The 22,970-nt window shown below is 70.4% G+C and carries 18 protein-coding genes and 1 pseudogene; 11 read left to right on the forward strand and 8 right to left on the reverse strand.

Going from position 1 to position 22,970, the window contains the following annotated elements; all coding sequences use genetic code 11:
* Window positions 1-23: 23 nt before the first annotated feature.
* Window positions 24-1,286 carry a glucarate dehydratase family protein gene (locus HT134_RS10020; protein ID WP_175599848.1) on the forward strand — a complete coding sequence of 421 codons (1,263 nt, stop codon included), beginning with the start codon at window positions 24-26 and terminating at the stop codon, window positions 1,284-1,286.
* 482 nt (window positions 1,287-1,768) lie between these two features.
* A complete protein-coding gene (locus HT134_RS10025; protein ID WP_175599849.1) occupies window positions 1,769-2,935 on the forward strand; it encodes a hypothetical protein in 1,167 nt (388 codons plus the stop codon).
* Window positions 2,936-2,952: 17 nt separating this feature from the next.
* On the opposite strand, the gene HT134_RS10030 is transcribed toward HT134_RS10025, so the two are convergent.
* Both HT134_RS10030 and HT134_RS10035 read right to left on the reverse strand, forming a co-directional pair.
* On the reverse strand, window positions 2,953-3,594 hold the full coding sequence (locus HT134_RS10030; protein WP_175599850.1) for a response regulator: 642 nt from the start codon (window positions 3,592-3,594) through the stop codon (window positions 2,953-2,955).
* Window positions 3,595-3,713: 119 nt separating this feature from the next.
* A complete protein-coding gene (locus tag HT134_RS10035) occupies window positions 3,714-5,327 on the reverse strand; it encodes a sensor histidine kinase (RefSeq protein ID WP_175599851.1) in 1,614 nt (537 codons plus the stop codon).
* A 112-nt stretch (window positions 5,328-5,439) separates the two neighbouring features.
* Between HT134_RS10035 and HT134_RS10040 the strand changes: the two are divergent.
* The 5 genes and pseudogenes from HT134_RS10040 to HT134_RS10060 form a co-directional block, all read left to right on the forward strand.
* Window positions 5,440-6,093: pseudogene (locus HT134_RS10040) on the forward strand (ABC transporter ATP-binding protein); the annotation flags it as partial.
* Window positions 6,094-6,155: 62 nt separating this feature from the next.
* Window positions 6,156-6,920: an ABC transporter permease subunit gene (locus HT134_RS10045; protein WP_175599852.1), complete on the forward strand. Its 765-nt coding sequence runs from the start codon at window positions 6,156-6,158 to the stop codon at window positions 6,918-6,920.
* A 664-nt stretch (window positions 6,921-7,584) separates the two neighbouring features.
* Window positions 7,585-8,361, forward strand: a complete 777-nt coding sequence (locus tag HT134_RS10050; protein WP_175599853.1) for an ABC transporter permease — start codon at window positions 7,585-7,587, stop codon at window positions 8,359-8,361.
* A gap of 775 nt (window positions 8,362-9,136) precedes the next feature.
* A complete protein-coding gene (locus tag HT134_RS10055) occupies window positions 9,137-10,990 on the forward strand; it encodes a serine hydrolase domain-containing protein (protein WP_175599854.1) in 1,854 nt (617 codons plus the stop codon).
* Window positions 10,991-11,296: 306 nt separating this feature from the next.
* Window positions 11,297-13,012 carry a PucR family transcriptional regulator gene (locus HT134_RS10060; protein ID WP_175599855.1) on the forward strand — a complete coding sequence of 572 codons (1,716 nt, stop codon included), beginning with the start codon at window positions 11,297-11,299 and terminating at the stop codon, window positions 13,010-13,012.
* 34 nt (window positions 13,013-13,046) lie between these two features.
* Here the strand turns inward: HT134_RS10060 and HT134_RS10065 are convergent, their stop codons facing one another.
* From HT134_RS10065 to dapA, 5 genes are all read right to left on the reverse strand, one after another.
* Window positions 13,047-14,174, reverse strand: a complete 1,128-nt coding sequence (locus HT134_RS10065; RefSeq protein WP_175599856.1) for an oxidoreductase — start codon at window positions 14,172-14,174, stop codon at window positions 13,047-13,049.
* A gap of 37 nt (window positions 14,175-14,211) precedes the next feature.
* On the reverse strand, window positions 14,212-14,823 hold the full coding sequence (locus tag HT134_RS10070) for a DUF1989 domain-containing protein (protein WP_175599857.1): 612 nt from the start codon (window positions 14,821-14,823) through the stop codon (window positions 14,212-14,214).
* Window positions 14,824-14,907: 84 nt separating this feature from the next.
* Window positions 14,908-15,408 carry a GNAT family N-acetyltransferase gene (locus HT134_RS10075; RefSeq protein WP_175599858.1) on the reverse strand — a complete coding sequence of 167 codons (501 nt, stop codon included), beginning with the start codon at window positions 15,406-15,408 and terminating at the stop codon, window positions 14,908-14,910.
* A gap of 117 nt (window positions 15,409-15,525) precedes the next feature.
* Entirely contained in the window at window positions 15,526-17,211 is a 1,686-nt protein-coding gene (locus tag HT134_RS10080) for a ribonuclease J (protein WP_175599859.1), read from the reverse strand.
* 84 nt (window positions 17,212-17,295) lie between these two features.
* Window positions 17,296-18,213: a 4-hydroxy-tetrahydrodipicolinate synthase gene (gene dapA / locus HT134_RS10085; RefSeq protein ID WP_175599860.1), complete on the reverse strand. Its 918-nt coding sequence runs from the start codon at window positions 18,211-18,213 to the stop codon at window positions 17,296-17,298.
* A 318-nt stretch (window positions 18,214-18,531) separates the two neighbouring features.
* Between dapA and HT134_RS10090 the strand changes: the two genes are divergently transcribed.
* The 4 genes from HT134_RS10090 to HT134_RS45420 all read left to right on the forward strand — a co-directional run bounded on the left by HT134_RS10090 (window position 18,532) and on the right by HT134_RS45420 (window position 22,559).
* Entirely contained in the window at window positions 18,532-19,251 is a 720-nt protein-coding gene (locus HT134_RS10090; protein ID WP_175599861.1) for a GntR family transcriptional regulator, read from the forward strand.
* 147 nt (window positions 19,252-19,398) lie between these two features.
* Window positions 19,399-20,166, forward strand: a complete 768-nt coding sequence (locus HT134_RS10095) for a JAB domain-containing protein (RefSeq protein WP_175599862.1) — start codon at window positions 19,399-19,401, stop codon at window positions 20,164-20,166.
* Between the two features lie 886 nt (window positions 20,167-21,052).
* Window positions 21,053-21,541, forward strand: coding sequence for a GntR family transcriptional regulator (locus HT134_RS10100; RefSeq protein ID WP_175599863.1), 489 nt, complete (start codon window positions 21,053-21,055; stop codon window positions 21,539-21,541).
* Between the two features lie 37 nt (window positions 21,542-21,578).
* Window positions 21,579-22,559 (forward strand): GNAT family N-acetyltransferase, encoded by a 981-nt coding sequence (locus tag HT134_RS45420; RefSeq protein ID WP_246363623.1) that lies wholly within the window; start codon window positions 21,579-21,581, stop codon window positions 22,557-22,559.
* On the opposite strand, the gene HT134_RS10115 is transcribed toward HT134_RS45420, so the two are convergent.
* Window positions 22,547-22,951 carry an ASCH domain-containing protein gene (locus tag HT134_RS10115; RefSeq protein WP_175599864.1) on the reverse strand — a complete coding sequence of 135 codons (405 nt, stop codon included), beginning with the start codon at window positions 22,949-22,951 and terminating at the stop codon, window positions 22,547-22,549. The two genes, HT134_RS45420 and HT134_RS10115, sit on opposite strands and share 13 nt — an antisense overlap.
* Between the last annotated feature and the right edge of the window lie 19 nt (window positions 22,952-22,970).

The following is a 22,970-nucleotide window of genomic DNA, read 5'->3' on the forward strand; positions in this document are numbered from 1 at the left end:
TCACATATATGGACGGCAGGGCTATGCTCATCACGGATGTCCAGGTCACACCGATCGCGTTCCGCGATCCTCCCCTCCTCAACGCGGCCGGCGTCCACGAGCCGTGGGCCCTGCGGACCGTCGTCGAGGTGATCACCGACGAGGGGCTGAGCGGGCTGGGAGAGACGTACGGCGACCTCAGCCACCTGACCAAGGTGCGGGAGTGCGCCGAGGCCATCGTGGGGATGGACGTGTACGCCACCCACGCGATGTACGCCAGGATCGCCTCCGTCGTCGGGGACGTCGTCAGCGACCTGCACGGGCTGACCGGGGTCGCGACCAGGGAGAAGAGCGTCGACCGGGTGTTCGCGGCGTTCGAGGTGGCCTGCCTGGACATCCAGGGCAAGGCCGCCGGGGTGCCCGTCGTGGACCTGCTCGGCGGGCGCGTGCGCGACGCCGTGCCGTACAGCGCCTATCTGTTCTACAAGTGGGCCGCCCACCCCGGCGACCTCGCGGAGCCCGACCGCTTCGGCGAGGCGCTCGACCCCGCCGGGCTCGTCGCGCAGGCGTCGCTGCTCATCAAGGAGTACGGGTTCTCCTCCATCAAGCTCAAGGGCGGCGTCATGCCGCCCGAGGAGGAGGTGGAGGCGATCAAGGCGCTGCACGCGGCGTTCCCCGACCTGCCGCTGCGGCTCGACCCGAACACCGCCTGGACCGTGGAGACCTCCGTCCGCGTCGCCCACGCCCTCGACGGCATGCTCCAGTACCTGGAGGACCCCGCACCGGACATCTCCGGCATGGCGGCCGTCGCCCGCGAGGCCTCCATGCCGCTGGCCACCAACATGTGCGTCGTCACCCCCGAGCACCTGCCTCCGGCCATCGCCCAGAACGCCGTCCAGGTGCTCCTCCTCGACCACCACTACTGGGGCGGGCTGGTGCGTTCCTCGCACGTCGCCTCGCTCTGCGGCACGTTCGGCCTCGGGCTGTCCATGCACTCCAACTCCCACCTCGGCATCAGCCTGGCCGCCATGACCCACCTGGCGGCCGCCACCCCCAACCTCACCTACGCCTGCGACACGCACACCCCCTGGCAGGACGGCCAGGACGTGGTCGTACCCGGCAGCCTGCGCTTCGTGGACGGGGCGGTGCCGGTGCCGTCCGGCCCGGGCCTCGGTGTGGAACTCGACCGCGACGCGCTGGCGGTCATGCACGAGCAGTACCTGAGGTGCGGAATCACCTCGCGGGACGACCAGGGGTACATGCGACGGTTCGACCCGGGCTTCAGCACGAGACGGGCGTCGTGGTGAACACCGCCCTCCCCCTGCGCCGACACCTCGCCGCATGGCGACGAACGCCCCTCCCTCCTTCCTCCGCGCCCGCGAGACATCACGTTCGACTCTCCGCGCCCGCGAGACATCACGTTCGACTCTCCGCGCCCGGACACCACGTTCGACTCCTCACGCCCGGAGACCACTTTCGACTCCTCACGCCCGGAGACCACTTTCGACTCCTCACGCCCGGAGACCACGTTCGACTCTTTACGCCAGAGACCACATTGGGCTCCCACGTTCGACTCTCCGCACCCGCGAGACACCCGTTCGACCCCGTTCGACCCCGGGCCACCTCCACCGGCAGTTCCTGGCGCGCCCTATGACCGCCCGTCGCTCTCTGGAGCCGCCCCATGGCCACCGGCGACCCATGACCACCGCTTCCCCACCATCGGGAACGTTGACACCCCCTGACCACCCGCAGAACTCTCACCTCACATGATCTACGGAAGGACGGCCCCGTGAACGTCGCCTACGTCTACCCCTGGGACGTCGTCGGCGACCCCGCGGCGCCGGAGCGGCTGGCCTCCCTCGGAGTGGACGCCGTGGCGCTGGCCGCCAGCTACCACGCCACCCGCGCCGCCACGCCGCACCACCCCGCACACCGCGTCCTCGACGTCCCGCATGCCGCCTTCTACCTGCCCGTACGCGCCTCCGCCTGGGGCCGCCTGGTGCCCAGGTCGCCATCGTGGACGACGCCCGACGCGTACCTCCAGGCGAGCGACGCCCTGCGCTCCGCCGGCCTCCAGGTGCACGCCTGGACCGTGCTCACGCACAACTCCGTCCTGGGCCGGGAGCACCCGGACGTGGTGGTGCGCAACGCCTTCGGCGACCCGTACCCGCACGCGCTCTGCCCGTCCTCCCCCGACGTCGTCGACTACTGCCGGCGACTGGTGCGCGAGATCCTGGAGGTCGGCCGGCCGGACGCGCTGATCCTGGAGTCGTGCGGCCCCATGGGGTACGGCCACCAGAGCATCCACGAGAAGACGGCCGGCGCCGACTGGACGGTGGTGGACGGCGACCTGCTGTCGCTCTGCTTCTGCTCGGCCTGCGCCCCCCGCCTTCCGGCGGGCGCCAGGGAGAGAGTCAGGGCGGCGATCGACGGCGTCCCCGCCGGCGACTCCGCGAGGCCACCCGCGCCAGGAGCGGCGCACAAGACCTCTTTCTCGTCCGTGGCGGAAGCCTTGGGCCCCCTGGCGGACGAGGTACGCGCGCAACGTGTCGGTGTGTCGGCCTCGCTCCGTCAGACCCTCATCTCCACGGCCCGCGAGGCGGCGCCCGACGTGCCGATCACCATCCACGCCAACCCAGACCCGTGGGCCACGGGCGCCTTCGCCGCCCTCCCCGACGGCGAACCGGGAGCTGAAGTCCTGGTGGCCAACTGCTGGGGCGACCCCGCCACGGACACGGGCCGCCTGGCCAGACTCCGAGAACTGTGCCGCCCCGGTCAGCGTGTCGGAGCCTACGTCCTCGCCCTGCCGCCCCGACCGGCGGACCCGGAGGCCCAGGCAGAGCTCCTGAGGGCGTACGCCAAGGCGGGCGCCTCGGAGTTCCACCTGTACCACGCAGGACTGGCATCGCCGCACCGCCTGGCGACCATGCGACAAGCACTCCGCCTGATCAGCTGAGCCCACCATCCAGCCGGTCACCGCACCGGCCCCACCAGCCCGCTCTCGTAGGCCGCGATGACCAACTGAGCGCGGTCCCGGGCCTCCAGTTTGGCCAGGAGACGAGTGATGTGGGTCTTGACCGTCGCCAACGTCACGTGCAGGTGACCGGCGATCTCCGTGTTGGAGAGTCCTCGGGCGATGAGCACGAGAACATCGCGTTCGCGCTCGGTCAGCCCGTCCAACCCCTTCGGCCGCACCGAGACCGGCGTACGGCTGAACTCCTCGATCAGCCGGCGCGTCACAGACGGAGCCAGCAGCGCCTCACCACCGGCCACCACCCGGATGGCCGTCACCAGGTCAGCGGGCGGCGTGTCCTTCAGCAGGAACCCGCTCGCCCCGGCCCGAAGCGCGTCGTACACGTACGCGTCGAGATCGAACATCGTCACGATCAGGATGCGGGAGACGTCACCGATGCGCCTGGTGGCCTCGATGCCGTCCATCTCCGGCATGCGGACATCCATCAGCACCACGTCGGGACGTTGTTCCAGGGTGACGGCCACCGCTTCGGCCCCGGTGGCGGCCTCGCCGACAACGGTCAGGTCCGGCTCCGAGTCGACCAGCACCTTGAAACTTCCCCGGAGCAGCGCCTGATCATCGGCCACGACCACCCGGATCATGAAGCGCCCCCGCAAGGCAAGGACATCAGCACGCGAATCACGGGGCACTCCCGTAGGACAAGGACACCAGCACGCGAATCACGGGGCACTCCCGTAGGACAAGGACACCAGCACGCGAATCACGGAGCACTCCCGTAGGGCAAGGTCGCCAGCACGCGGAATCCTCCTCCGGGGACCGGCCCGGCTTCGAAGGCCCCGCCGAACATCGCGACACGTTCCCTCATCCCGATCAGCCCATGACCGGCCCCTTCCATCGCCGGCTCACCACCGACCCGGCCGGACCCCCCAGATCTACTTCCGGTGGGCACATCACGGCCTTCCGCCGATCTCCCTGTGGGCACATCGCGGTTTCCCATGGACGCGCCACGACTTCCCACGGCCACACCACGGCCCGCGGCCCGGTCATTCGTCACCTCGATCCGCACCTCACTGGAGCCGGCCACCACGGACACCCGGCAACGAGTCGGCGCCGCATGCTTGGCGACGTTGGTGAGCGCCTCCTGGACGATCCGATACGTCGACAACTCCACACCTTCAGGCAGGCGCCTCTCCCCCGAACCCCGTTCCCGGCGTCCGCCACCCTCCGATCCACCGGCGACGAAATCCTCAGCACTCCCCTCTCCCGGAACGGCCGCGCCTCCCCCTTGCCGTGCCGCATACCCGCCTCCTGCTCCCATCGGCCCCCCATCAGGAAGCGGACCCCCGTACCCAGGTCCCGCACATCTGCTCTCAGGAGCGGAACCCCCTCCTCTTGGCCCCATGGGCCCTTCGTGCCGGCGTCGCCGCACGTCAGGGACACGATTCTCTCCCGCTGCCGGACTGCCGCCCCATCGCGCTGGCTCCCCTCCCCCAGGCGCAGCGTCGGCCCCCATCTCCGAGGAGGTGAACCGCAGGTCCAACTCCACCTCCACCCCGGCCAGGCGAGCACGTTCGGCCAGTCGCCCGATCCCGGTGAGCCGGGGAAGGGGCCCTCGATCCGGGTGGTCGTCGGAACGGAGGACCCCGAGCAGATGGCGCATCTCGACCAGCGCGCTCCGACTGACCGTTTCGATCACCTTCAAGGCGTCGTGCGCCTCCTCCGGCTTGTTGCGCATGACGTGGTTGGCCACGCCCGCCTTCACCGCGATCAATCCCACGCTGTGCGTGACGACGTCATGCAGCTCGCGCGCGATCCGCAGCCGTTCCTCCGTCACCTTCCGTTCGGCGAGGCGCTCGGCGTCGCGCGCCGCGTACATCCTGCGTTCGCGTACGGCACGCCCGACCGTCCAGGAGCCGCCGAGGGCGGCGATGCCGAGCAGCGGCACGTCGAGATGCGCGAACCAGGAGGGCCCGTTCGGGTGAGGGGATCCCCCCATCGCGACCAGCCCCACGAACGTGATCAAGGTCAGCACGGCGATCGCCATGGTGGGCGCCAGCGCGCCCCGGTCGTCGGTGAGCGCCACCATGTACAACGCGTAAGCGGGAGCGACGTACGCGATGCTCACGACCCCCAGCACCACGGCGGCCACGGACACCGTCAGCACGAGGCAGAAGACCGGCACAGGCCACACGCGCCGCAGGGCGAGCGGCAGGCCCAGACCGAGCGAGACGGCGAGCCGGGCCCACGGCACATCGAAGATCGGCGTGGGCGCGGTCAGGAACAGGAACGAGAAGCACAGCCCGGCCAGCATGTCGAGCATGACCAGCTGGCCTCGGCTGAGGCGCCTGGCGAAGAGGGGGTTCGGCTCGTGCACGCGTAGACGGTAGCCAACATGCCCACGTCTGCACGTCAGACCAGGGTCTGACATCAAGGTTCGGACCGTGGTCCGATGTGCCGGCGACCCGCCGTACCTCATCCTCGACAGCGTGATCCAGCTCAACCACCTGACCAAGCGCTACGGCGACACGCTCGCGGTCGACGACCTGTCCTTCACCGTCGAGCCCGGCCATGTGACCGGCTTCCTCGGCCCCAACGGGGCCGGGAAGTCGACGACGATGCGCCTGATCCTCGGCCTCGACACCCCCACCTCGGGCGAGGCCCTGGTCGACGGCCGCCCCTACACGACCATGCGCAGGCCGATGGCGCAGGTGGGCGCACTGCTCGACGCCGGCGCGGTGCACGGCGGCCGCACCGCCTACAACCATCTGCTCTGCCTGGCCCGCACCAACGACATCGGCGAGCGGCGTGTGGCGGAGGTTCTCGACCTGGTCGGCCTGACCGGTGTGGCGCGAAGACGCGTGGGCGGGTTCTCCCTCGGCATGAGACAGCGGCTCGGAATCGCGGCGGCGCTCCTGGGCGACCCGCGCGTGCTCATGTTCGACGAGCCGGTCAACGGCCTCGACCCCGACGGCGTGCGCTGGATCCGCGATCTCATGCGCTCCCTGGCCGCCGAGGGCCGCACCGTCCTGCTGTCCAGCCATCTCATGAGCGAGATGGCCCTGACGGCTGACCGCATCGTCATCATGGGCCGCGGCAAGCTGATCGCCGAGGCCACGGTCGAGGAGCTCACCACCCGCTATCCCACCCTCGAGGACGCCTACCTCGCGCTCACAGCCGGCAGCGTGCAGTTCGGAGCCGCGCGATGAGAGCCGTCGTCTCCTCGGAGTGGCTGAAGCTCCGCTCCGTCGCCTCGACCTACTACGCGCTCGGGGTGGCCGGGCTCATGGTGGTGCTCGGCGTGGTGTGGAGCGTCTACGTGAGCGGGCTGGCGGACGCGCGCGGCTCTGTCCGGGCCGCGGCCCCGGAGGAGGGGTTCCTGCCCTTGGTGCAGATCAGCCTGGCGGTCATCGGCGTGCTCGCCGTCACGGCCGAGCACGCCACCGGGATGATCCGTACGAGCCTCACGGTCGTACCCGCGCGAGGTGTGCTGCTCTTCGCCAAGACGGCGGTCGTCACGGCCGTGACGTTCGCGGCGGCGACCGCCGTCATCATGACCACGTACGCGGCGAGCAGGCTGGTGGCGGGCGAGCGGCGGCTCGGCTTCAACGAGTCCTCGTTCGCCGAGAACGTGCCGACGCTGCTCGCCTCGGCGCTGTCGGTGACCGTGCTCGCGGTCGTGGGCCTCGGCCTGGGCGCCGCCATCCGCTCCACCGCCGGGGCGCTCGTGTCGGTGGTCTCGCTGCTGTTCGTCCTGCCAGGCATCGCCAACTACCTCCCCGCGCCGTGGAACACCAGGATCGCGGCCTTGATGCTCCCCAACCTGACGCCGCAGCTCACCGGCGAGCGCCTCTCCAGACGGCTCGGCGACGGGATCCTCCCACCTTGGGCCGCCCTACTGGCTCTCCTCGCCTATGCCGCGGTGGCACTCGGAGCGGGCTTGTACGTACTCAGCAAGCGGGACGCGTAACCAACCGTGAGCAGCAGAACGCCTGACGTCCCCCGAGCGGCGGGACACATGACGACCCTTCGGGGAGCCGGAACCCGAGGAGAACCCCCGGGAAGGCAGGACACAAAGCGAACCCTCGGGAAGGCAGGACACAAAGCGAACCCTCGGGAAGGCGGGACACAAGGCGACCCCTCGGGGAGCGGAGGACTCGAACCCTCGTGGAGCGGGACACACGAATGCCTCCTCAAGGAGAAGGGCACATGACGACCCCTCAGCAAGGGGAACGCATGCGGGCCATCTCACCTCATGCCACACCTCTCGGGCTGACCGCCGCGCGCCTCCCTCACAACGGCTCTTCGCAACCAGCGCCCGTTCTCCTCGACCACCCGCTTGCTTCAACCACGACTGCTCCCCGCAGCCGCGCCCGCTTCCCCTCACGCCATGACTTCCAAATACCCCGACAGCTCCCCGGAGCCACGGCCACTTCCGCTCACACCGACGACAGCTCTTCGCGACCACAACCCCCTCCGGCCAACCGGCACCGCTTCCGTGATGCCGCCACCCCCTCAACCACGGTGCTCCTCTCGATCACGGCGGCACCGTTGCCGACGCCCCGGACCCGCGCCACCCCATCGGCTGCCAAGCCCTCGTAACCACGGCCGAACGCTCCACGGAGACGACTCCCATGAACATGCTCAGCTCCGAATGGCTGAAAATCCGCTCGGTCCGTTCCACCGGACTCCTGCTCCTGCTCAGCCTCGGCGCCATCCTGCTCGGCCTCGCCATCGCTTGGATGGCGGCCGGCATGTATGACAATGCGACCCCCGCCAAGCGAGCGACAGCCTCGATCGCGGAGCTGGAGGAGGTCGTGATCATCGTGCCGCAGCTCTGTATGGGCATCCTCGGCGTGCTCGCCATCACCTCTGAATACGCGACCGGCATGATCCGCACCAGCCTGACCGTCGCACCCACACGCTGGCCCGTGCTCGCGGCGAAGGCCGCCGTCGTGGGCGCCCTCGGCCTGCTCACCGGCAGCGTAACGGTCTTCGGCACGTACGCCCTGACGCGTCAGGTGATCGGCGACCGGTTCTCCGGCGTCTACCTGACGCCGTTCCTCGACAGGCTTCCGACGTTGGCCGCGACGGGTCTGACCGTCTGCGTGTTCGCCCTGCTCGGCCTGGGCCTGGGGGCGTTGACACGGTCAACGGCTGGTGCCGTGGCCGTGCTCGTCGGCCTCGCGTACGTCATCCCGATGGTCGTCGGCAAGCTTCCCGCCCCTTGGAAGGAGTGGCTCGGCTCCATGATGATCAGCGCCCTGCCTCGGGAGATCAGCGGCGTCCCCTTCAAGAGCTCCGTGTACGGGGCGAGTCTCCCTCCTGCGGCGGCGATCGCCGTTCTCGCGGCGTACGCACTCGTGCCCGTGCTGGCGGGCACCTGGTTCTTACGCCACCGAGACACCTGACCAGCGTGTCGACCAGAAGGCCTGCCTCGCTTACGCCACATCCCTATCCGACAAGATGCCTGCTCCTCAATGCGGCCCACTCCCCTTCGGGCCGTGACGCCCAACCCTCGTTCGCCCCAGCCTCCTCACGAGCCGTTCGCCCCAGCCTCCTAACGAGAGGACACCTGCTGCCCTCCCGGACCCACTCCCTCCGCGCCGGAACGCCTGATCGACCTGCACGACCCCTCCTCGGCGCACCTGAGGCGCGCGGCAGGGGCCGCCGGGGCGCTGGCACACACGCCGCACTTCACGCCGGAAGGTCAAGCCACGGTTCCTGCGAATCCAGCGTCACGGCCGACACGCGCCAGCTCACCAGCTCGTCCTCTCTGCCGCCCCTCGCCCCTGGCTTCTCGGCACTCGCACCATCGCATCGGCCCTCGCTACTCGCTCCTCCCGCTGGGCACTCGCACGCTCGCATTACCGCTCGTTCCTTCGCTGGGCACTCGCACCGTCGCATCCCCCTCGCTACTCGCTCCTCCCGTTCGCTCGTTCCTCCCCTGGGCGCTCGCATGCTTGCATCGCCCCTCGTCCCCTCGTCCCCTCGTCCCCTCGTCCCCGATAGAGGAGACGCCGAAGGTCATGTATGCCGGCGTAGTCGAGCAGCGGTGGACGAGTCGACGGGCGGGTGCTACACGGCGGGGAGAACGGGAGGCTCCGGCGGTCTGCGATGATGCACTCGCACATTGTGATCATCGGTGCCCCGCCCCCGGGGCCCCGCCCTGAGGAGATTTGCCCCATGGACCGCAGACGCTTTCTCGCTCTGACCGGCACGGCCGCGGTCGGCGCCGGTCTGGCCACCGCCGGGTTCGGCCCGGTCGCGCAGGCGGCGAGCTACCCGTTCGCCGACGCCGGCGTTCCCGCGGAGGCGCACACGAAGACGGCCGAGCTGGCGCCGTACGGCATCACCGCGATGGCGTTCACGCCGTCGAACGGCTGGGTCGTCGTCACCCAGGACGGCCGCTATTTCGCCCGCGGCATCCCGGACGCCTGCTTCGCCGAGCTCGGCAGGTTGATCAAGGGTGGGACGAAGATCCATTGTGTGGCCTTCCCGCCCGAGGGCGGCGACAGATGGGTGATCACCGGTGACAAGGGGATGGCCGCCCGCGGGCTGCCCGAGGAGTGTCACGCGCGCATCACCGCCAGCTACGACGCCGGCCGGCAAGTGGTGGACGTCGCCTTCCCGCCCGCGGGCGGGAACCGCTGGACGGTGGCCGACACCGGCGGCTTCTACGCCAGGGGCATCGACGACGAGTGCTACCAGATGATGCGCAACCTGACGCAGGGCGGCCGTCGCGTGACCCGCGTCGCCTTCCCCAAGGCCGGCGGATGGGCGGTCGTCGCGCAGGACGAGTTCCACGTGCGCGGCATCGACGACGCCTGCTTCCAGAAGCTGAACGACCTGGCCTCCGGCGGCTGGCAGCTGCACAACCTGGCGTTCTCGCCCACCGGCGGCTGGTCGGTGAGCTCGCGCGGCAAGGTGCCGGCGCTGCCCGCCGACCGGGTGCGGCAGGTCGAGAACGCGGTGGGCGGCGCCACCATCTGGCAGCGGATGAGCGCGTGGAAGACGCCGGGCGTGGCGGTCGCGGTGGTCGTCGGCAACAAGATCGCCTGGTCCACGGGGTACGGCTGGCTGGAGGCGGGCAGCGGCGCGGCCGCGCATCCGGAGACCGCCTTCCAGGCCGCCTCCATCAGCAAGGCCGTGGCCTCCGTCGGCGTCATGCGCCTCATGCAGACGCTCAAGCTGCCCCTGACCACGGATGTACGCCCCCACCTGGGCTGGACGCTGACCAGCCGCGACTGCGTCTCGGCGACGGCCGTGCCCACGGTGGACCGCCTGCTCACGCATCGGGCCGGCGTCATCGGGCGCGGCTCCACCTCCCCGGCGGACGTCTGCTCCGGCTTCGTCTCCGGCGCGGGCGGCGGGTTCGCCGGGTACGGGCCCGACGCGACTGTCCCGACGCTGCTGCAGGTCATGAACGGCGAGGGCAACTCGCCGAAGATCGAGCTCACCACCGACCCGGGCGCCGAGTTCCACTACTCCGGCGCGGGCTTCGTGCTGCTGCAGCGGATGCTGGAGCAGAAGAGCGGCCTGCCGCTGGCCCAGTACATGGACAAGGAGGTGTTCGCGCCGCTCGGCATGAAGACCAGCTCGTACGCCCTGTCACCCGGGTTCGAGCTGGCCGCAGGGCACACCGCCTCCGGCGCGGTGATCCCCGGCAAGCGCAACCGCTACCCGGAGTCGGCCGCCGCGGGCCTGTACACGACGGTGCAGGACCTGTGCCGCCTCGTCAGTTACCTCAACCGGGCGTACACCGCCGCCGGCGACATCGCCGGCCCGCTCACCAGGGCGTCCGTACGCACGCTGCTCACCAAGGGACCCGAGCCGACCATGGGCCGGGGCCTGTTCCTCTCCGGTGCCGGGACCAGCAACTTCTCCTACACCCACGACGGCTCCAACTACGGCTTCAAGTCGGTGTTCAAGGGCTATCCGGCACTCGGCGCCGGCTATGCCGTTCTTTCCAACGGCAACAACATGACCCTGGTCAACGAGATCGCCTCGGCGATCAGGTCGGTCTACGGCTGGGCCTGACCGACGCCTTATCCAGACGCCTTATCCAGACGTCTCGTCCAGGCGTTTCATCGAGGCGTCTCGTCCAGGCGTTTCCTGCGAGATTCGGCGCCGGGGGTCCGATCGGCCCTCGGCGCCGCACCGGATCTCGTCGGTGCTGGACCCACTGCCCCCGGCGCCCAGGAAGCGGCCGAGCCGGTCGATCGGCGCGGTCCACCAGCGCGCCGTTGATCGTGTACCGCTGCTCATCGGCACCGGCATGGACACCGAGGATCTGGCTGGACGAATCTCTAGCGACATCCACGATCCCTGTCTATATTCACAAGGATGTTCACCCTCGACGCGCTGGTCGGCAACAGGTCGTTGGAGCTGCGGGTCCTGGAGCCCGGTCCGCCCGGCGCTCTGCGTGAGCCCGTGACCTGGGTGCACAACACCGAACTGCCCGACCCCTCCCCGTACCTCCGGGAAAGGGAGCTGGTGCTGACCAACGGCCTGTGGGCCGAGCAGGTGAGCCCGGACGAGTTCGTGGCCCACGTCAAGCGCGCCAGGGCGGCCGGGATCGTGTACGGGCTGCGTGCCGAGACGCCGCGCACCCCGCCCGCGCTCGTCGCCGCGTGCCGGGCGGCCGGCCTGCCCCTGCTGGAGATCTCGCAGGCGATTCCGTTCACCGCGGTCTCGCAGGCGGTCTCCGGGATGTACGCCGATGAGCGTCAGCGTGGAGTGATCGGCATGGTGCGCCGGGGCGACGCCCTGGCCACGGCCATCTCCCGTGGTGCGGGCGCCTCCGGGGTGCTGCGCGTGCTCACCCGCGACCACGACCTGCCGCTGGCGGTGGTGGACCGGATGGGCCGGCTGCTCGCGGCGTCCGGCGCCGAGCTGGACGCCGCCCAGGTGCGGACCGTGGCGGCCGGGCTCGCCCGCCGCCCGCCCGCGCTGGAGCTGGACCTGGGCGGCGGGCACGCCGCGCTGTTCCCCGTGGGCGCGCTCGGCGACGCCGACGCGGCGCTCATCTGCCTGCGTCCCCTGGCCGAGCTGCCCGCCGCCGAACGGGACGCGCTGGAGCAGGCCGCCAGGTTCCTCAGCCTCGAGGTGGCCAGGCAGCAGGCCGTACAGGCGATCGAGATGCGCTTCGCCGGCGAGTTGCTGGAGATGGTGCTGTCCGGCGGGCGTCGCGCGTCGGAGGTGGCGAGCCGGCTGCGCGCCTTCGGCGTGGACCCCGCGGGAGCGCTGGCGGTCTGCACGCTGGCCTTCGCCGGCGAGGCCACCGCGGAGCACAACCTGACGGACGCCGCCACGGGACACAACCTCCCCGGGGCCGCCACGGAGCGCGGCGCGGCCGGGACGGCCACGGAGCGCGGCGCGGCCGGGGCAGCCACGGAGCGCGGCGCGGCCGGGACGGCGACGGAGCGCGACCTGGCCGGGGCCGCCGCCGAGCACGGCCTGGCCGAGGTGGTCGGTGAGTTCCTCGCCGAACAGGGGATCCCCGCCGTCGTCGCCGGCGGCACGAACGACGTGGTGGCCCTGCTCACCTGGCGGCAGCCCGAGGAAGACCTCCCCGCCCTGGCCGAACGCCTGGTCGAGCGCGTGGCCCGGCGCTTCCCCGGGCGGCGTCCCGTGGCCGGTCTCGGCGGTGTCGCCGCGCACGCGGGCGACCTGCGACAGCCGCTGCTGCGGTCGCGCGAGGCCTGCCGGGTGCTGCGCCGCACGCCCGGCGGCCCGGCTGTGCGCGGGTTCCGCGAGCTGGGCACGCACCGGCTGCTGCTCGGCCTGGCGGATCAGGCCACGCTGAGCGCCTTCGCGCGCGACCTGCTGGGCCCGCTGCGCGCGCACGACGCGCAGCGCCGCAGCGACCTGGAGCCGACGCTGCGGGCGTTCCTCGACCATGACGGCCAGTGGGCGGCCACGGCGGCCGCCCTTCACGTCCACGTCAACACCCTGCGCAACCGGCTGGCCCGCGTCACCGAGCTGACCGGCAGGGACGTCGGACGCGTCGAGGACCTCGTGGACCTCTACCTCGCCCTGGCCATCGACGCCATGGAATGACCCCGTTCTCCGGCGGCTGACGCAGACGGCGGGCTCAGACCGTGACGCCCGCCCTGGCCCGCCGCCAGAGGCCGGCGTTGGCCAGGGTCGCCATGGGCTGCAGCATCATGTGGTCGAACGCCTCCAGCGGCAGGTCATCGGCGACGCGTCGCGGCAGGTCGGGGTTGGCCAGCGCGCCCCGGGCGACGGACACCAGGTCGGCGTGCCCGTCCCGCAGCACCTGCGCGGCCAGCTGCGGCTGGTGCATGCCGCCGTTCGCGATGACGGGCAGGCCCGTGGTCAGGCGGGCGAGCCCGGTGATCGTCGTCCCGTCGTCCAGGCGCGCCGTCTCGATCCAGTCGCGTCCCTCGCTGGCGATGTGCAGGTACGTCGCCCCGGCCTCGGCGAGCGCCGTGAAGATGACCCGGGCGTCGTACGCGCCGCCGGGCCAGCGGTAGACGAAGTCGTTGACCTTGGTCTGCGACAGCCGCACGCCGACGCAGAAGTCCGGGCCGACCTCGGCGCGGATGGCGCCGACCACCTCCGCCATCAGCCGCACCCGGTTGGCGACCGGGCCGCCGTAGGAGTCGTCGCGGGTGTTGGTGTACGTGGTCAGGAACTGGTCCAGCAGGTAGCCGTTGGCCCCGTGGATCTCGACGCCGTCCATCCCGGCGTCGCGGGCCCGCACGGCGGCGTCGGCGAAGCCGCGTACGGCGACGTCGATGTCGTCCTGGGTCATCGCCCTGGGCGTCGGCCACGGCCCGTGCCCGCCGTACTCCGGCATCTTCTCGCCCACCGGCGGCACCGCCGACGGGCCCGCGGTGTCGTCGCGGTAGCGGTTGCCCTGGGACAGCGCGCCGGCGTGCATGAGCTGGAGCACGATGGGCGACCCGGCGGCGTGCACGCGTCCGGCGATGTCGCGCCAGGCGGCGGCGTGGGCGTCCGACGCGATGCCGGGCTGGTTGAGGTAGCCCTGGCTGTGGACGGTGTCGGTGTAGGCGCCCTCGGTGATCACCAGGCCGAACCCGCCCTCGGCGTACGCGGCGTAGTAGTCGGCCATCTCGGCGGTCGGCGTGCCGTCGGGAGCGGCCGAGACCCTGCTCATCGGGGCGACCGCGAACCGGTTGGCCAGGTCGAGGCCGCCGAGCCGGGCAGGCAGGGAGGCTGGGTGTGCGGTGGTCATGTCAGATCTCCGTTTCTCGACGGTTTATCGACGGTCGTCAGGTGGCCGGCAGGAGGTCGATCGCCAGCCGGGTCGGGTGGCCCGCGTTGATGCCCACCAGGTCCTGCGGGCAGGCGGAGAGCACGATCACGCAGTCCATGAGCGCCCGGAACGTGATCGCGTCGCCCGGGCGGCTGACGGCGGGCAGCCAGCGCAGCTCGTCCCCCTCGACGGGGATGCGCATGAAGACGTTGACCGGCTGCGGGGTGACGGGCACGGTGAGACCCAGCGCGGCGAGGCTCGCGTGCAGGTTCCCGGCGCAGGAGGGGTGGCCCGGATCCGCGCCCAGGCCCGCGTAGCGCGCGGGGTCGCAGGCCGGGATCAGCATGTCGTGCCGGCCGGGCGAGGTGTCGGAGAGCAGCGTGAGGATCGGCCGGCGGCGGTCGGTGACGAAGTCCTGCCCCACCGCCGGGAAGAGCCGGCTGGTGGCGGCGCGCGTGTGCCCGGCGCTGAGGTGCTCGGCCGGGTCATCGGCGGCGAACGCGAACAGGTCGCCGACCTGGCCGCCGTCGAGGTCGATCACGCTGACCCGCTGCCCGGCGGCCACCCGTGTCGCGTGACCCGTGCGGGCCGGCAGGATGGTCCGCCCTTCGGCGGTCGTGGTGTCCATGCCGGCAAGACAACCATCCGCCGACGGGCTCACACCATGGACACTCGCACAGGGATCAGCCGAGCAGATGGAGGAACGTCCACCTTAAAGGGAGCGGACCAGGACGCGGGTCGTGCCGCCGTCGTCCTCCTCGATGTCCCGTACGTGCCGGAAACCGAGCTTCTCCAGCACGGCGAGGGACACCACGTTCCCGGCGGCCACGGTGGCGAAGACCTCGGTCAGCCCCAGGGTCTCGAAGCCGTACGCGACGATCGCCCGCGCCAGCTCGGTGCCCAGCCCGGACCCCCAGGCCGTCGGGGCCAGGGCGTAGATGAGCTCGTGCCCACCGACGGTCTCGGTGCGCTTGATCTCGGCATGCCCGACGTACTCCCCGCCCCGCCGGACGGCCCAGACCTCGAACAGGTCCTGCGCGTACACCTTGGTGAAGATGCGCCCGAACAGCGCCCGGTCGTCCGCCTCAGGGGACGGACCGTCCCCCATGTAGCGCGAGACCCTCGCGTCCTGGAACAGGGCGACGAAGGAGTCCTCGTCCTCGGGCACGTACGGCTCCAGGACCAGGCGTTCCGTGTGCAGAGTCGGCGTCACGGCGGACGACGCTATCGACGCCGCCCCAGCCGGGCAACCGAATTTTCCCAGGTCCGGTGACCGGCGGCCCGCCCTTGTCGAGGGCGGGCGACCGTCACCGGACGGGCGGAGCGGGCGTCAGACCTCCAGCACCACAGGGATGATCATCGGGCGGCGGCGGTAGGTGTCGCTCACCCAGCGGCCGACCGTGCGCCTGACCACGCGCCTGATCTCCTGCATGTCGACCACCCCGTCGGCGGCCTTGACCTCCAGCGCCTTCTGGATCTGCGGGATGAACTCCTCGAACTGCGCCGGATCGATGCCCGAGCCCCGGGCGTGGATCTCCGGCCCGGCGGTGAGCTTCCCGGTGGCGGAGTCGACCACGACCACGACCGAGATGAACCCCTCGTCGCCGAGGATCCGGCGGTCCTTCAGCGAGGTGTCGGTGATCTCGCCGACCGAGGAGCCGTCGACGTACACGTAACCCGCGTGGACGGCGCCGACGATCCTGGCGCGGCCGTCGACCAGGTCCACCACGACGCCGTCCTCGGCGATCACGATGTGGTCCTCGGGCACGCCGGTGAGCTCCGCGAGCCGCGCGTGGGCCCGCAGGTGCCGCCACTCCCCATGAACGGGCATGAAGTTGGACGGGCGCGTCAGGTTGAGCACGTACAGCAGCTCGCCGGCGGCGGCGTGCCCGGAGACGTGCACCTTGGCGTTGCCCTTGTGCACGACGCGGGCGCCCCAGCGGGTCAGCCCGTTGATCACCTTGTTGACCGCGGTCTCGTTGCCGGGCACCAGCGACGAGGCCAGCAGCACGGTGTCACCCTCCGCGACGCGGATGGGGTGGTCGCGGTTGGCCATCCGCGACAGCGCGGCCATGGGCTCGCCCTGGGAACCGGTGCAGACCAGCACCACGTCCTCCGGCGGCCACGACTCGATGGCGCGCGAGTCGACGAGCAACCCCTGCGGCACCTTGAGGTAGCCGAGGTCGCGGGCGACTCCCATGTTGCGCACCATCGAACGGCCGACGAGCGCCACCTTGCGGCCGTGCCGGGCGGCGGCGTCCATGACCTGCTGGATGCGGTGGACGTGCGAGGCGAAGCTGGCGACGATGACCCGCTGCTCGGAGGTGCGGATGACCTCGTCGATGACCGGCCCGATCTCCCGCTCGCTGGTGACGAACCCGGGCACCTCGGCGTTGGTCGAGTCGGACATCAGCAGGTCGACGCCCTCGCTCCCGAGCCGGGCGAACCCGCCCAGGTCGGTGAGCCGGCCGTCGCTCGGCAGCTGGTCCATCCGGAAGTCGCCGGTGTGCAGGACGATGCCCGCGGGCGTGCGGATGGCGACGGCCAGCGCGTCCGGGATCGAGTGGTTGACCGCGAAGAACTCGCACTCGAACGGCCCGAACCGGTGCCGCTCGCCCTCGATCACCTCCAGCTTGGCCGGCTGGATGCGGTGCTCGCTGAGCTTGGCCTCGATGAGGGCCAGGGTCAGCTTCGATCCGATGAGCGGGATGTCGCGCCGCTCGCGCAGAAGGTACGGGACCGCCCCGATGTGGTCCTCGTGGGCATGCGTCAGCACCAGGGCCTCGACGTCGTCGAGCCGGTCCCTGATGTACTCGAAGTCGGGCAGGATCAGGTCGACGCCCGGCTGGTCCGGCTCGGGGAAGAGCACCCCGCAGTCGACGATCAGCAGGCGGCCCTCGTACTCGAAGACCGCCATGTTCCTGCCGATCTCGCCCAGCCCGCCCAGCGCCACGATGCGCAGGCCCCCCTCGGGCAGCGCCGGCGGGGGACCGAGCTCCGGATGGGGATGGCTCATGCTCGTGCCCCCTTGTTAACTCGTGTTCTCAAAACTGCCGGTTCCTCCCCGTTCTCGTACGTCTGTGTGCGTCTTTCAACGCTCTTAAACGTCTGTCAACTTCACTCCGCCCGCCACCAGGCAGGCGCGCAGTTCGGCGTTCTGCTTCTCCGTCTCGGCGACCAGCGGCAGCCGTACGGGGCCCACGGGCATGCCGACCATGCCCAGCGCGGCCTTGGCCATGATCGCGCCACCGGCGCTCATCATGATCCCCTCGACCACGGGCGCCACCTGGCGGTGCACGGCGAGCGCCTCGGCGACGTCGCCGTTGCGGTACAGCTCGATCATGCGGGCCAGGTGCGCACCCACCACGTGGCCGACGACGCTGACGAAGCCGGCCGCACCGACCGACAGCCACGGCAGGTTGAGCACGTCGTCGCCCGAGTAGTAGACGAGATCGGTCGCCGTCATGACCTGGCCGCCGGCGAACAGGTCGCCCTTGGCGTCCTTCACGGCCACGATGCGTTCGTGCTGCGCGAGCCGGATCAGGGTCGTGGTCTGGATCGGCACACCACTGCGTCCAGGAATGTCATAGAGCATCACCGGCAGGTCCGTCGAATCGGCCACGGTGATGAAGTGTCGGTAGAGCCCCTCCTGCGGGGGCTTGCTGTAGTACGGCGTCACCACGAGCAGGCCGTGCGCACCGGTACGGGCCGCCGCCTTCGCCAGCTCGACGCTGTGATGGGTGTCGTTCGTGCCGACCCCGGCCACCACGGTCGCCCGGTCGCCGACCGTCTCGAGGACGGCGGCGAGGATGCGCTCCTTCTCCTCGTCGGAGGTGGTGGGAGACTCCCCGGTCGTGCCGCTCACGATCAGGCCGTCGTTGCGCTGCTCGTCCACCAGGTACGCGGCGAGCCGCCGGACGGCGTCGTAGTCGACCGCGCCGTCGGCGGTGAAGGGCGTGACCATGGCGGTCAGCATGCGGCCGAAGGGTGCATCCGTGGTTCGGGTTGGCGCTGCCATAGTGCGAACGCTACCTGGATTCCCCAAACCCTTGGACGCCGCCACCCCGCTTCGCCCACCTCAGGGGCCATCGGCACGGTTGGCGGCGGATCGGGAGGGGTGGTCTCATGGAAGAGGTCGCCGATATGTGCTCGGGGGTACACACATCGACGACCTCTACCGGAGAATCGCCATCCCTTACACCAGCGTTACAAGGTTTCTCCGATAATTTTGCGCTGCCGCAAAGTTGGGGCTCCAAGGGTCGTCGATGACGGTCGGTTACCTGCCGAATACGGCAACATAGGGCAACGCCTCACCCGAACCCCCAGGGATGAACTAGTGGCCACCTCAGATCCGGTCTACCTGCGCGTCGTAGAGGACATTCGGCGGCAGATCAACGACGGCACCCTTCCCCCGGGCGCGCCCATCCCCTCACGGGCGCAGCTCACCAGGAAATACCAGGTCGGCGAGACCGCGGCCCGCCACGCGCTGCGCGTGCTGGTCACCGAGGGCCTCGTCATCGGCCGGGTGGGATCGGGGCATTACGTCAGAGAACGCCCGATCCTGATGCCCCTGCACCGATGGCGTTTCCCCGAACATCCCACCCCGTTCGCCGCCGACCTGCAGACGCAGGGGCGCCGCGTCACCTGGGAGTGGCAGATCGACTCCACCGAGGCCACCCCGGAGATCGCCCGACGGCTGCGGCTGCCGCTGTCGGCCAAGCTCACCCGCACGCGCTACCTCTACCGCGGCGAGGGGCGTCCGCTCCAGCTCGCGATCTCGTACGAACCCGTGGAGTTCGCCGCGCACCTGGACGAGGAGCGGCGCGGCGTGGTGGCCAGGATGTCCGCCCACGGCGTCAGGATCACCGAGATCCGGGAGACCGTGCACACCAGGGTGCCCCGCCCGGCCGAGGCGGACGCGCTGCAACTGCCGGCGGGCACCCACGTCCTGCACGTCGAACGCACCCACTGGGCCGGCGAGCGCCCGATGGAGACCAGCGACATCGTGCTGCCGGGCGACCGGTTCCGCGTCACGTACAGCATGCCCGTCGGCTGACCCGTCCGCGACGGACACCCCGCACAGGCCGTTCACCCGGAACGCCTCCTCCCCTGTGCAGACGGGCCCGAGTCCTCCCGGGTGACACGGCACGGCCCCCAGACGCGGCCCGCCCGGCTTGTCGGTCCCGGTTGATACAACCTTCCTGTGCGAGTCAAAGACCTGCCCACGCGGGAGCGCCCCAGGGAGCGGCTCATGACGAGCGGGCCGGCGGCACTCGCCGACCGTGAGCTCCTGGCCGTGCTGCTGGGCTCCGGTTTCCGCGGAGCGAGCGCGGTGGACCTGGCCTCCCAGGTGATCGAGCACTGCGGCGACCTCGACGGGCTGGCTCGCTCCGAGCCGCACCGCTTACTGGCCGTGAAGGGCGTGGGCCCCGCCAAGGCGGCGCGCGTGGCCGCGGCCTTCCATCTCGTACGCCGGGCGCAAGCCGATCCCGGACGCCCGCGGATCACGAGCACGTCCGACCTGGCCGCGGTGGCGGCCCCCCTCCTGCGGGGACTCTCACGCGAGCGACTGGTCGTGGTGGTGTGCGACCCCCGAGGGGCGGTCCTGCGGCGCACGGTCCTCACGGAGGGCGGCGCCGACCACACGGCCGTACCGGTACGGGAGATCGTGACGACAGTCCTGACCTGCGGCGGTGCCGCGTTCGGCGTGGCGCACAACCATCCGAGCGGCTCCCTCGATCCGAGCGACGACGACCTCTCGGCGACGGCCCGGCTGGCGGCGGCCGCGAGCACGGTGGGCCTCCGCTTCCTCGACCATCTGATCATCACCGACACGGCCTGGAGACGCGTCCCGGTCCCCGAGCCCAGGCCGCAGGCCACCCGTGCCGGCACCCCGCCAAGCCCCCAAGCCACGCCCTCCGAAAGCCACCACACCGCGCCCTTAACCCACACCTCACCCGAAAAGCCATGATCCTGCTGAAAGCGCAGAACGCCAGCGTCGGCGCGACGACGCATGCCATCCTTTTGGCGCGGGTCGGCCGTGGCGGAGGTTCCAGGCCGGCGCCCGCAGGACGCGGTCCCGGGCCACCCGGAAAGCACCGGGACCGCGTCCCACCAACAAGTCCCCTCGCAGCCCCACGAGCGATCCCGGGGGCTGGCGAGGGGCACGATCCGGCCACCTTTGCGGCAGGCGGGGTGTCCGGATCCACAGGCCCTGCGGCGCAGTGAGTGAGCATTCACACGCCGACAAGGCCCGCTCCGCCAGATGCGAGCGACGTAGCATCTGGCGAAGGCATGACAGGTCTCGCATCCCGGCAGGAAGGGATCAGAGCGCCTCTCCGGTGATATGCCTGGTGTCAGGTGACATCAGGCGAGGGCGCGATACACGCGACCGACAACCGGTCTCCGAGCGGCCGTATGAGATGGACGCAGCCCAGCGCCTAGCCCGGTCCCACTCAGGCCCGCACATTATCCCCGTAGGCATTTGATGCCACAGAAGGTTCGCCCTCACCGCGGCCATCCGGGGAGATGCCTGCATGATCCTCCGTCGACCCAGCTTGTTGATCTTCCGGATGAACCTGAGGCCACCGGCTTGGCACAGCTCGTAGAACACGTGCCGGCAGGCATAGGCGCACTCACATACCCGCACACGTTCAGCCCATTCCACTTCCGGCTCCCAGTCGATATCCATGATCGCCCCCGACAGCAACGCCAGCTGACATCCGTGGCACGACTCCAACTCCGAGGACATGGACTCGAATATAGCCCAGACGTATTACTTGGTCTAGCTCGTATCCATAGGTTCAAACGAGTATCCCCTTTGTGCTCCGTTGTACGATTTCGTCTATAATCCCTACGTGCTTGATCGCGACGGCCCAGTACCGATCTACAAGCAGGTCGCCGACCTGATCCGCGAGCAGATCGAACGAGGTGAGCTGAAGGCCGGCGATCCCGTCCCCAGCGAGGCGATGCTCGAACGGGACTACGAGATCGCCCGCACCACCGCCAGGCGGGTTGCCCGGGAACTGCGCGAGCAGGGGATGGCGTACACCATCCAGGGCGAGGGCACGTTCGTCGGACCCCCGAGCAGTCCGAGGGCCGCGCGGAAGGTGCCGCTGTACCAGAAGATCGCGGAAGAGATCGCCGAGCGCATCCGGCAGGGCGAGTTCGCACCGAACCGCGCGATCCCTGGCGAGAAGGCGATGATGAGCGAGTACGGCATCGCCAAGGTCACCGCCCGGCAGGTGGTGGCCCTCCTGAGAGAGCAGGGCTGGGTCTTCACCGTCGCCTACCGGGGCACGTTCGTCAGCGATCCCAGCGAGTGGCCGGACGAAGACACGAAGTAGTCCTCCAAGGTCACGGTGACCTCGTACGCTGTGCACCATGCTCGACCCTAGGGGTGACACCCACCTCTACCTGCAGATCACCGCCATTCTCCGCGCACGGATCGTCAACGAGCTCCGGCCTGGCGCACCCGCTCCCAGTGAAGCGGAGATCCAACGGGAGTTCGGCGTGGCGCGGACGACCGCACGGCGGGCGATAGGCGCTCTCCGCGCCGAAGGTCTCGTGTACACGGTTCAGGGCCGGGGTACGTTCAGGGGCCCTTCGACATACCCTCGCCATGACGCGCCCAAGATGCATTCGTACCAGCGGATAGCGCGTGACCTGAGCGACCGCATCGCGGCCGGTGAACTGATCCCCACACGCCCCATCCCCGGCGAGAACGCTCTGGTGCAGCAGTACGAGGTCGCGCGAGAGACCGTGCGCCGAGCCATGGCCCTGCTCCGCGCTCAGGGATGGATCTACACGGTTGCGCGGCGGGGGAGCTACGTCTCCCCCAAGGAGTCGTGGCCGGTCGGACAGGGGGGCCTGCCCGAGAGCGCGCCAGAACTCGGTGAAAGCGAGCAGGCATGTGCCACCATGAACGGCGTGATCGAGATTGGTCCCCTTCGTTCCCAGGATCGTGCCGCGTGGGAAGTGCTCGCCCGCGGCTACAAAGCCTTCTACAACACCGACGTCCCCGACCAGGGCTACGAGGACGCCTGGCGGCGGCTGATGGACGGCACCGAGGTGCACGGCGTCGGTGCGCGGCTGGACGGGCAGCTCGTCGGCATCGCGCACTACCTCTTCCACGTCACCTGCTGGATGCCCGACTCCTGCTACCTCCAGGATCTGTTCGTCGGTGAGGCGGCACGCGGGCAAGGGGCGGCGCGGGCACTGATCGAGCGGGTCGCCGAGAAGGCGCGTGAGCGCGGAGCGGCCCGGCTCTACTGGACGACCAAGGAGGACAACACCACGGCGCGACTTCTCTACGACAAGGTCGCCCGGTTCAACGGGTTCATCCGGTACGACTACGCGCTGTAGGGGGCCACGCGGTAGTGGACGCACACGACCTGCGAGGAGTCGTCCACCTCGTAACCCTCACTCGCCCAGAAGCGTCGATGGACCTCACGCCAGTGCTCGACCGACCGGAAGCCTTCGCCCTCCGCTTGAGCGAACTCCCAGGTGACCTCCCCGAAGGGCACCACCTGGACGTCCACGACCTCCAGCTCGGCCGCCTTGGCGCCCGAGTCGTCCACGAGCGCCAGGCGCTCGCCGACCCGCTCCAGCGGCTCATCCTCCGCGTGGTAGTCGAGCTCCAACAGGCCGGCCGTGGCCCTCTTCTTCCCGGTCAGGGTGAGCTCCGTCAGGCGCCGGTGCATCTCACCCGGCGTGCCCAGCTCCAGTACGCGCAGTCCGTCGACCCGTCCCCACACGGGAACCGATCTTAAAGCC

Source organism: Nonomuraea rhodomycinica (assembly GCF_013363995.1).
Lineage (GTDB): Bacteria > Actinomycetota > Actinomycetes > Streptosporangiales > Streptosporangiaceae > Nonomuraea > Nonomuraea rhodomycinica.

Excerpts from the sequence above, each read along its gene's own strand:
- HT134_RS10020 (WP_175599848.1), top strand. The coding sequence starts at position 24 with ATGCTCATCACGGATGTCCAGGTCACACCGATCGCGTTCCGCGATCCT.
- HT134_RS10030 (WP_175599850.1), bottom strand. The coding sequence starts at position 3,594 with ATGATCCGGGTGGTCGTGGCCGATGATCAGGCGCTGCTCCGGGGAAGT.
- HT134_RS10045 (WP_175599852.1), top strand. The coding sequence starts at position 6,156 with ATGAGAGCCGTCGTCTCCTCGGAGTGGCTGAAGCTCCGCTCCGTCGCC.
- HT134_RS10050 (WP_175599853.1), top strand. The coding sequence starts at position 7,585 with ATGAACATGCTCAGCTCCGAATGGCTGAAAATCCGCTCGGTCCGTTCC.
- HT134_RS10055 (WP_175599854.1), top strand. The coding sequence starts at position 9,137 with ATGGACCGCAGACGCTTTCTCGCTCTGACCGGCACGGCCGCGGTCGGC.
- HT134_RS10060 (WP_175599855.1), top strand. The coding sequence starts at position 11,297 with ATGTTCACCCTCGACGCGCTGGTCGGCAACAGGTCGTTGGAGCTGCGG.
- HT134_RS10065 (WP_175599856.1), bottom strand. The coding sequence starts at position 14,174 with ATGACCACCGCACACCCAGCCTCCCTGCCTGCCCGGCTCGGCGGCCTC.
- HT134_RS10070 (WP_175599857.1), bottom strand. The coding sequence starts at position 14,823 with ATGGACACCACGACCGCCGAAGGGCGGACCATCCTGCCGGCCCGCACG.
- HT134_RS10080 (WP_175599859.1), bottom strand. The coding sequence starts at position 17,211 with ATGAGCCATCCCCATCCGGAGCTCGGTCCCCCGCCGGCGCTGCCCGAG.
- dapA (WP_175599860.1), bottom strand. The coding sequence starts at position 18,213 with ATGGCAGCGCCAACCCGAACCACGGATGCACCCTTCGGCCGCATGCTG.
- HT134_RS45420 (WP_246363623.1), top strand. The coding sequence starts at position 21,579 with ATGCTCGACCCTAGGGGTGACACCCACCTCTACCTGCAGATCACCGCC.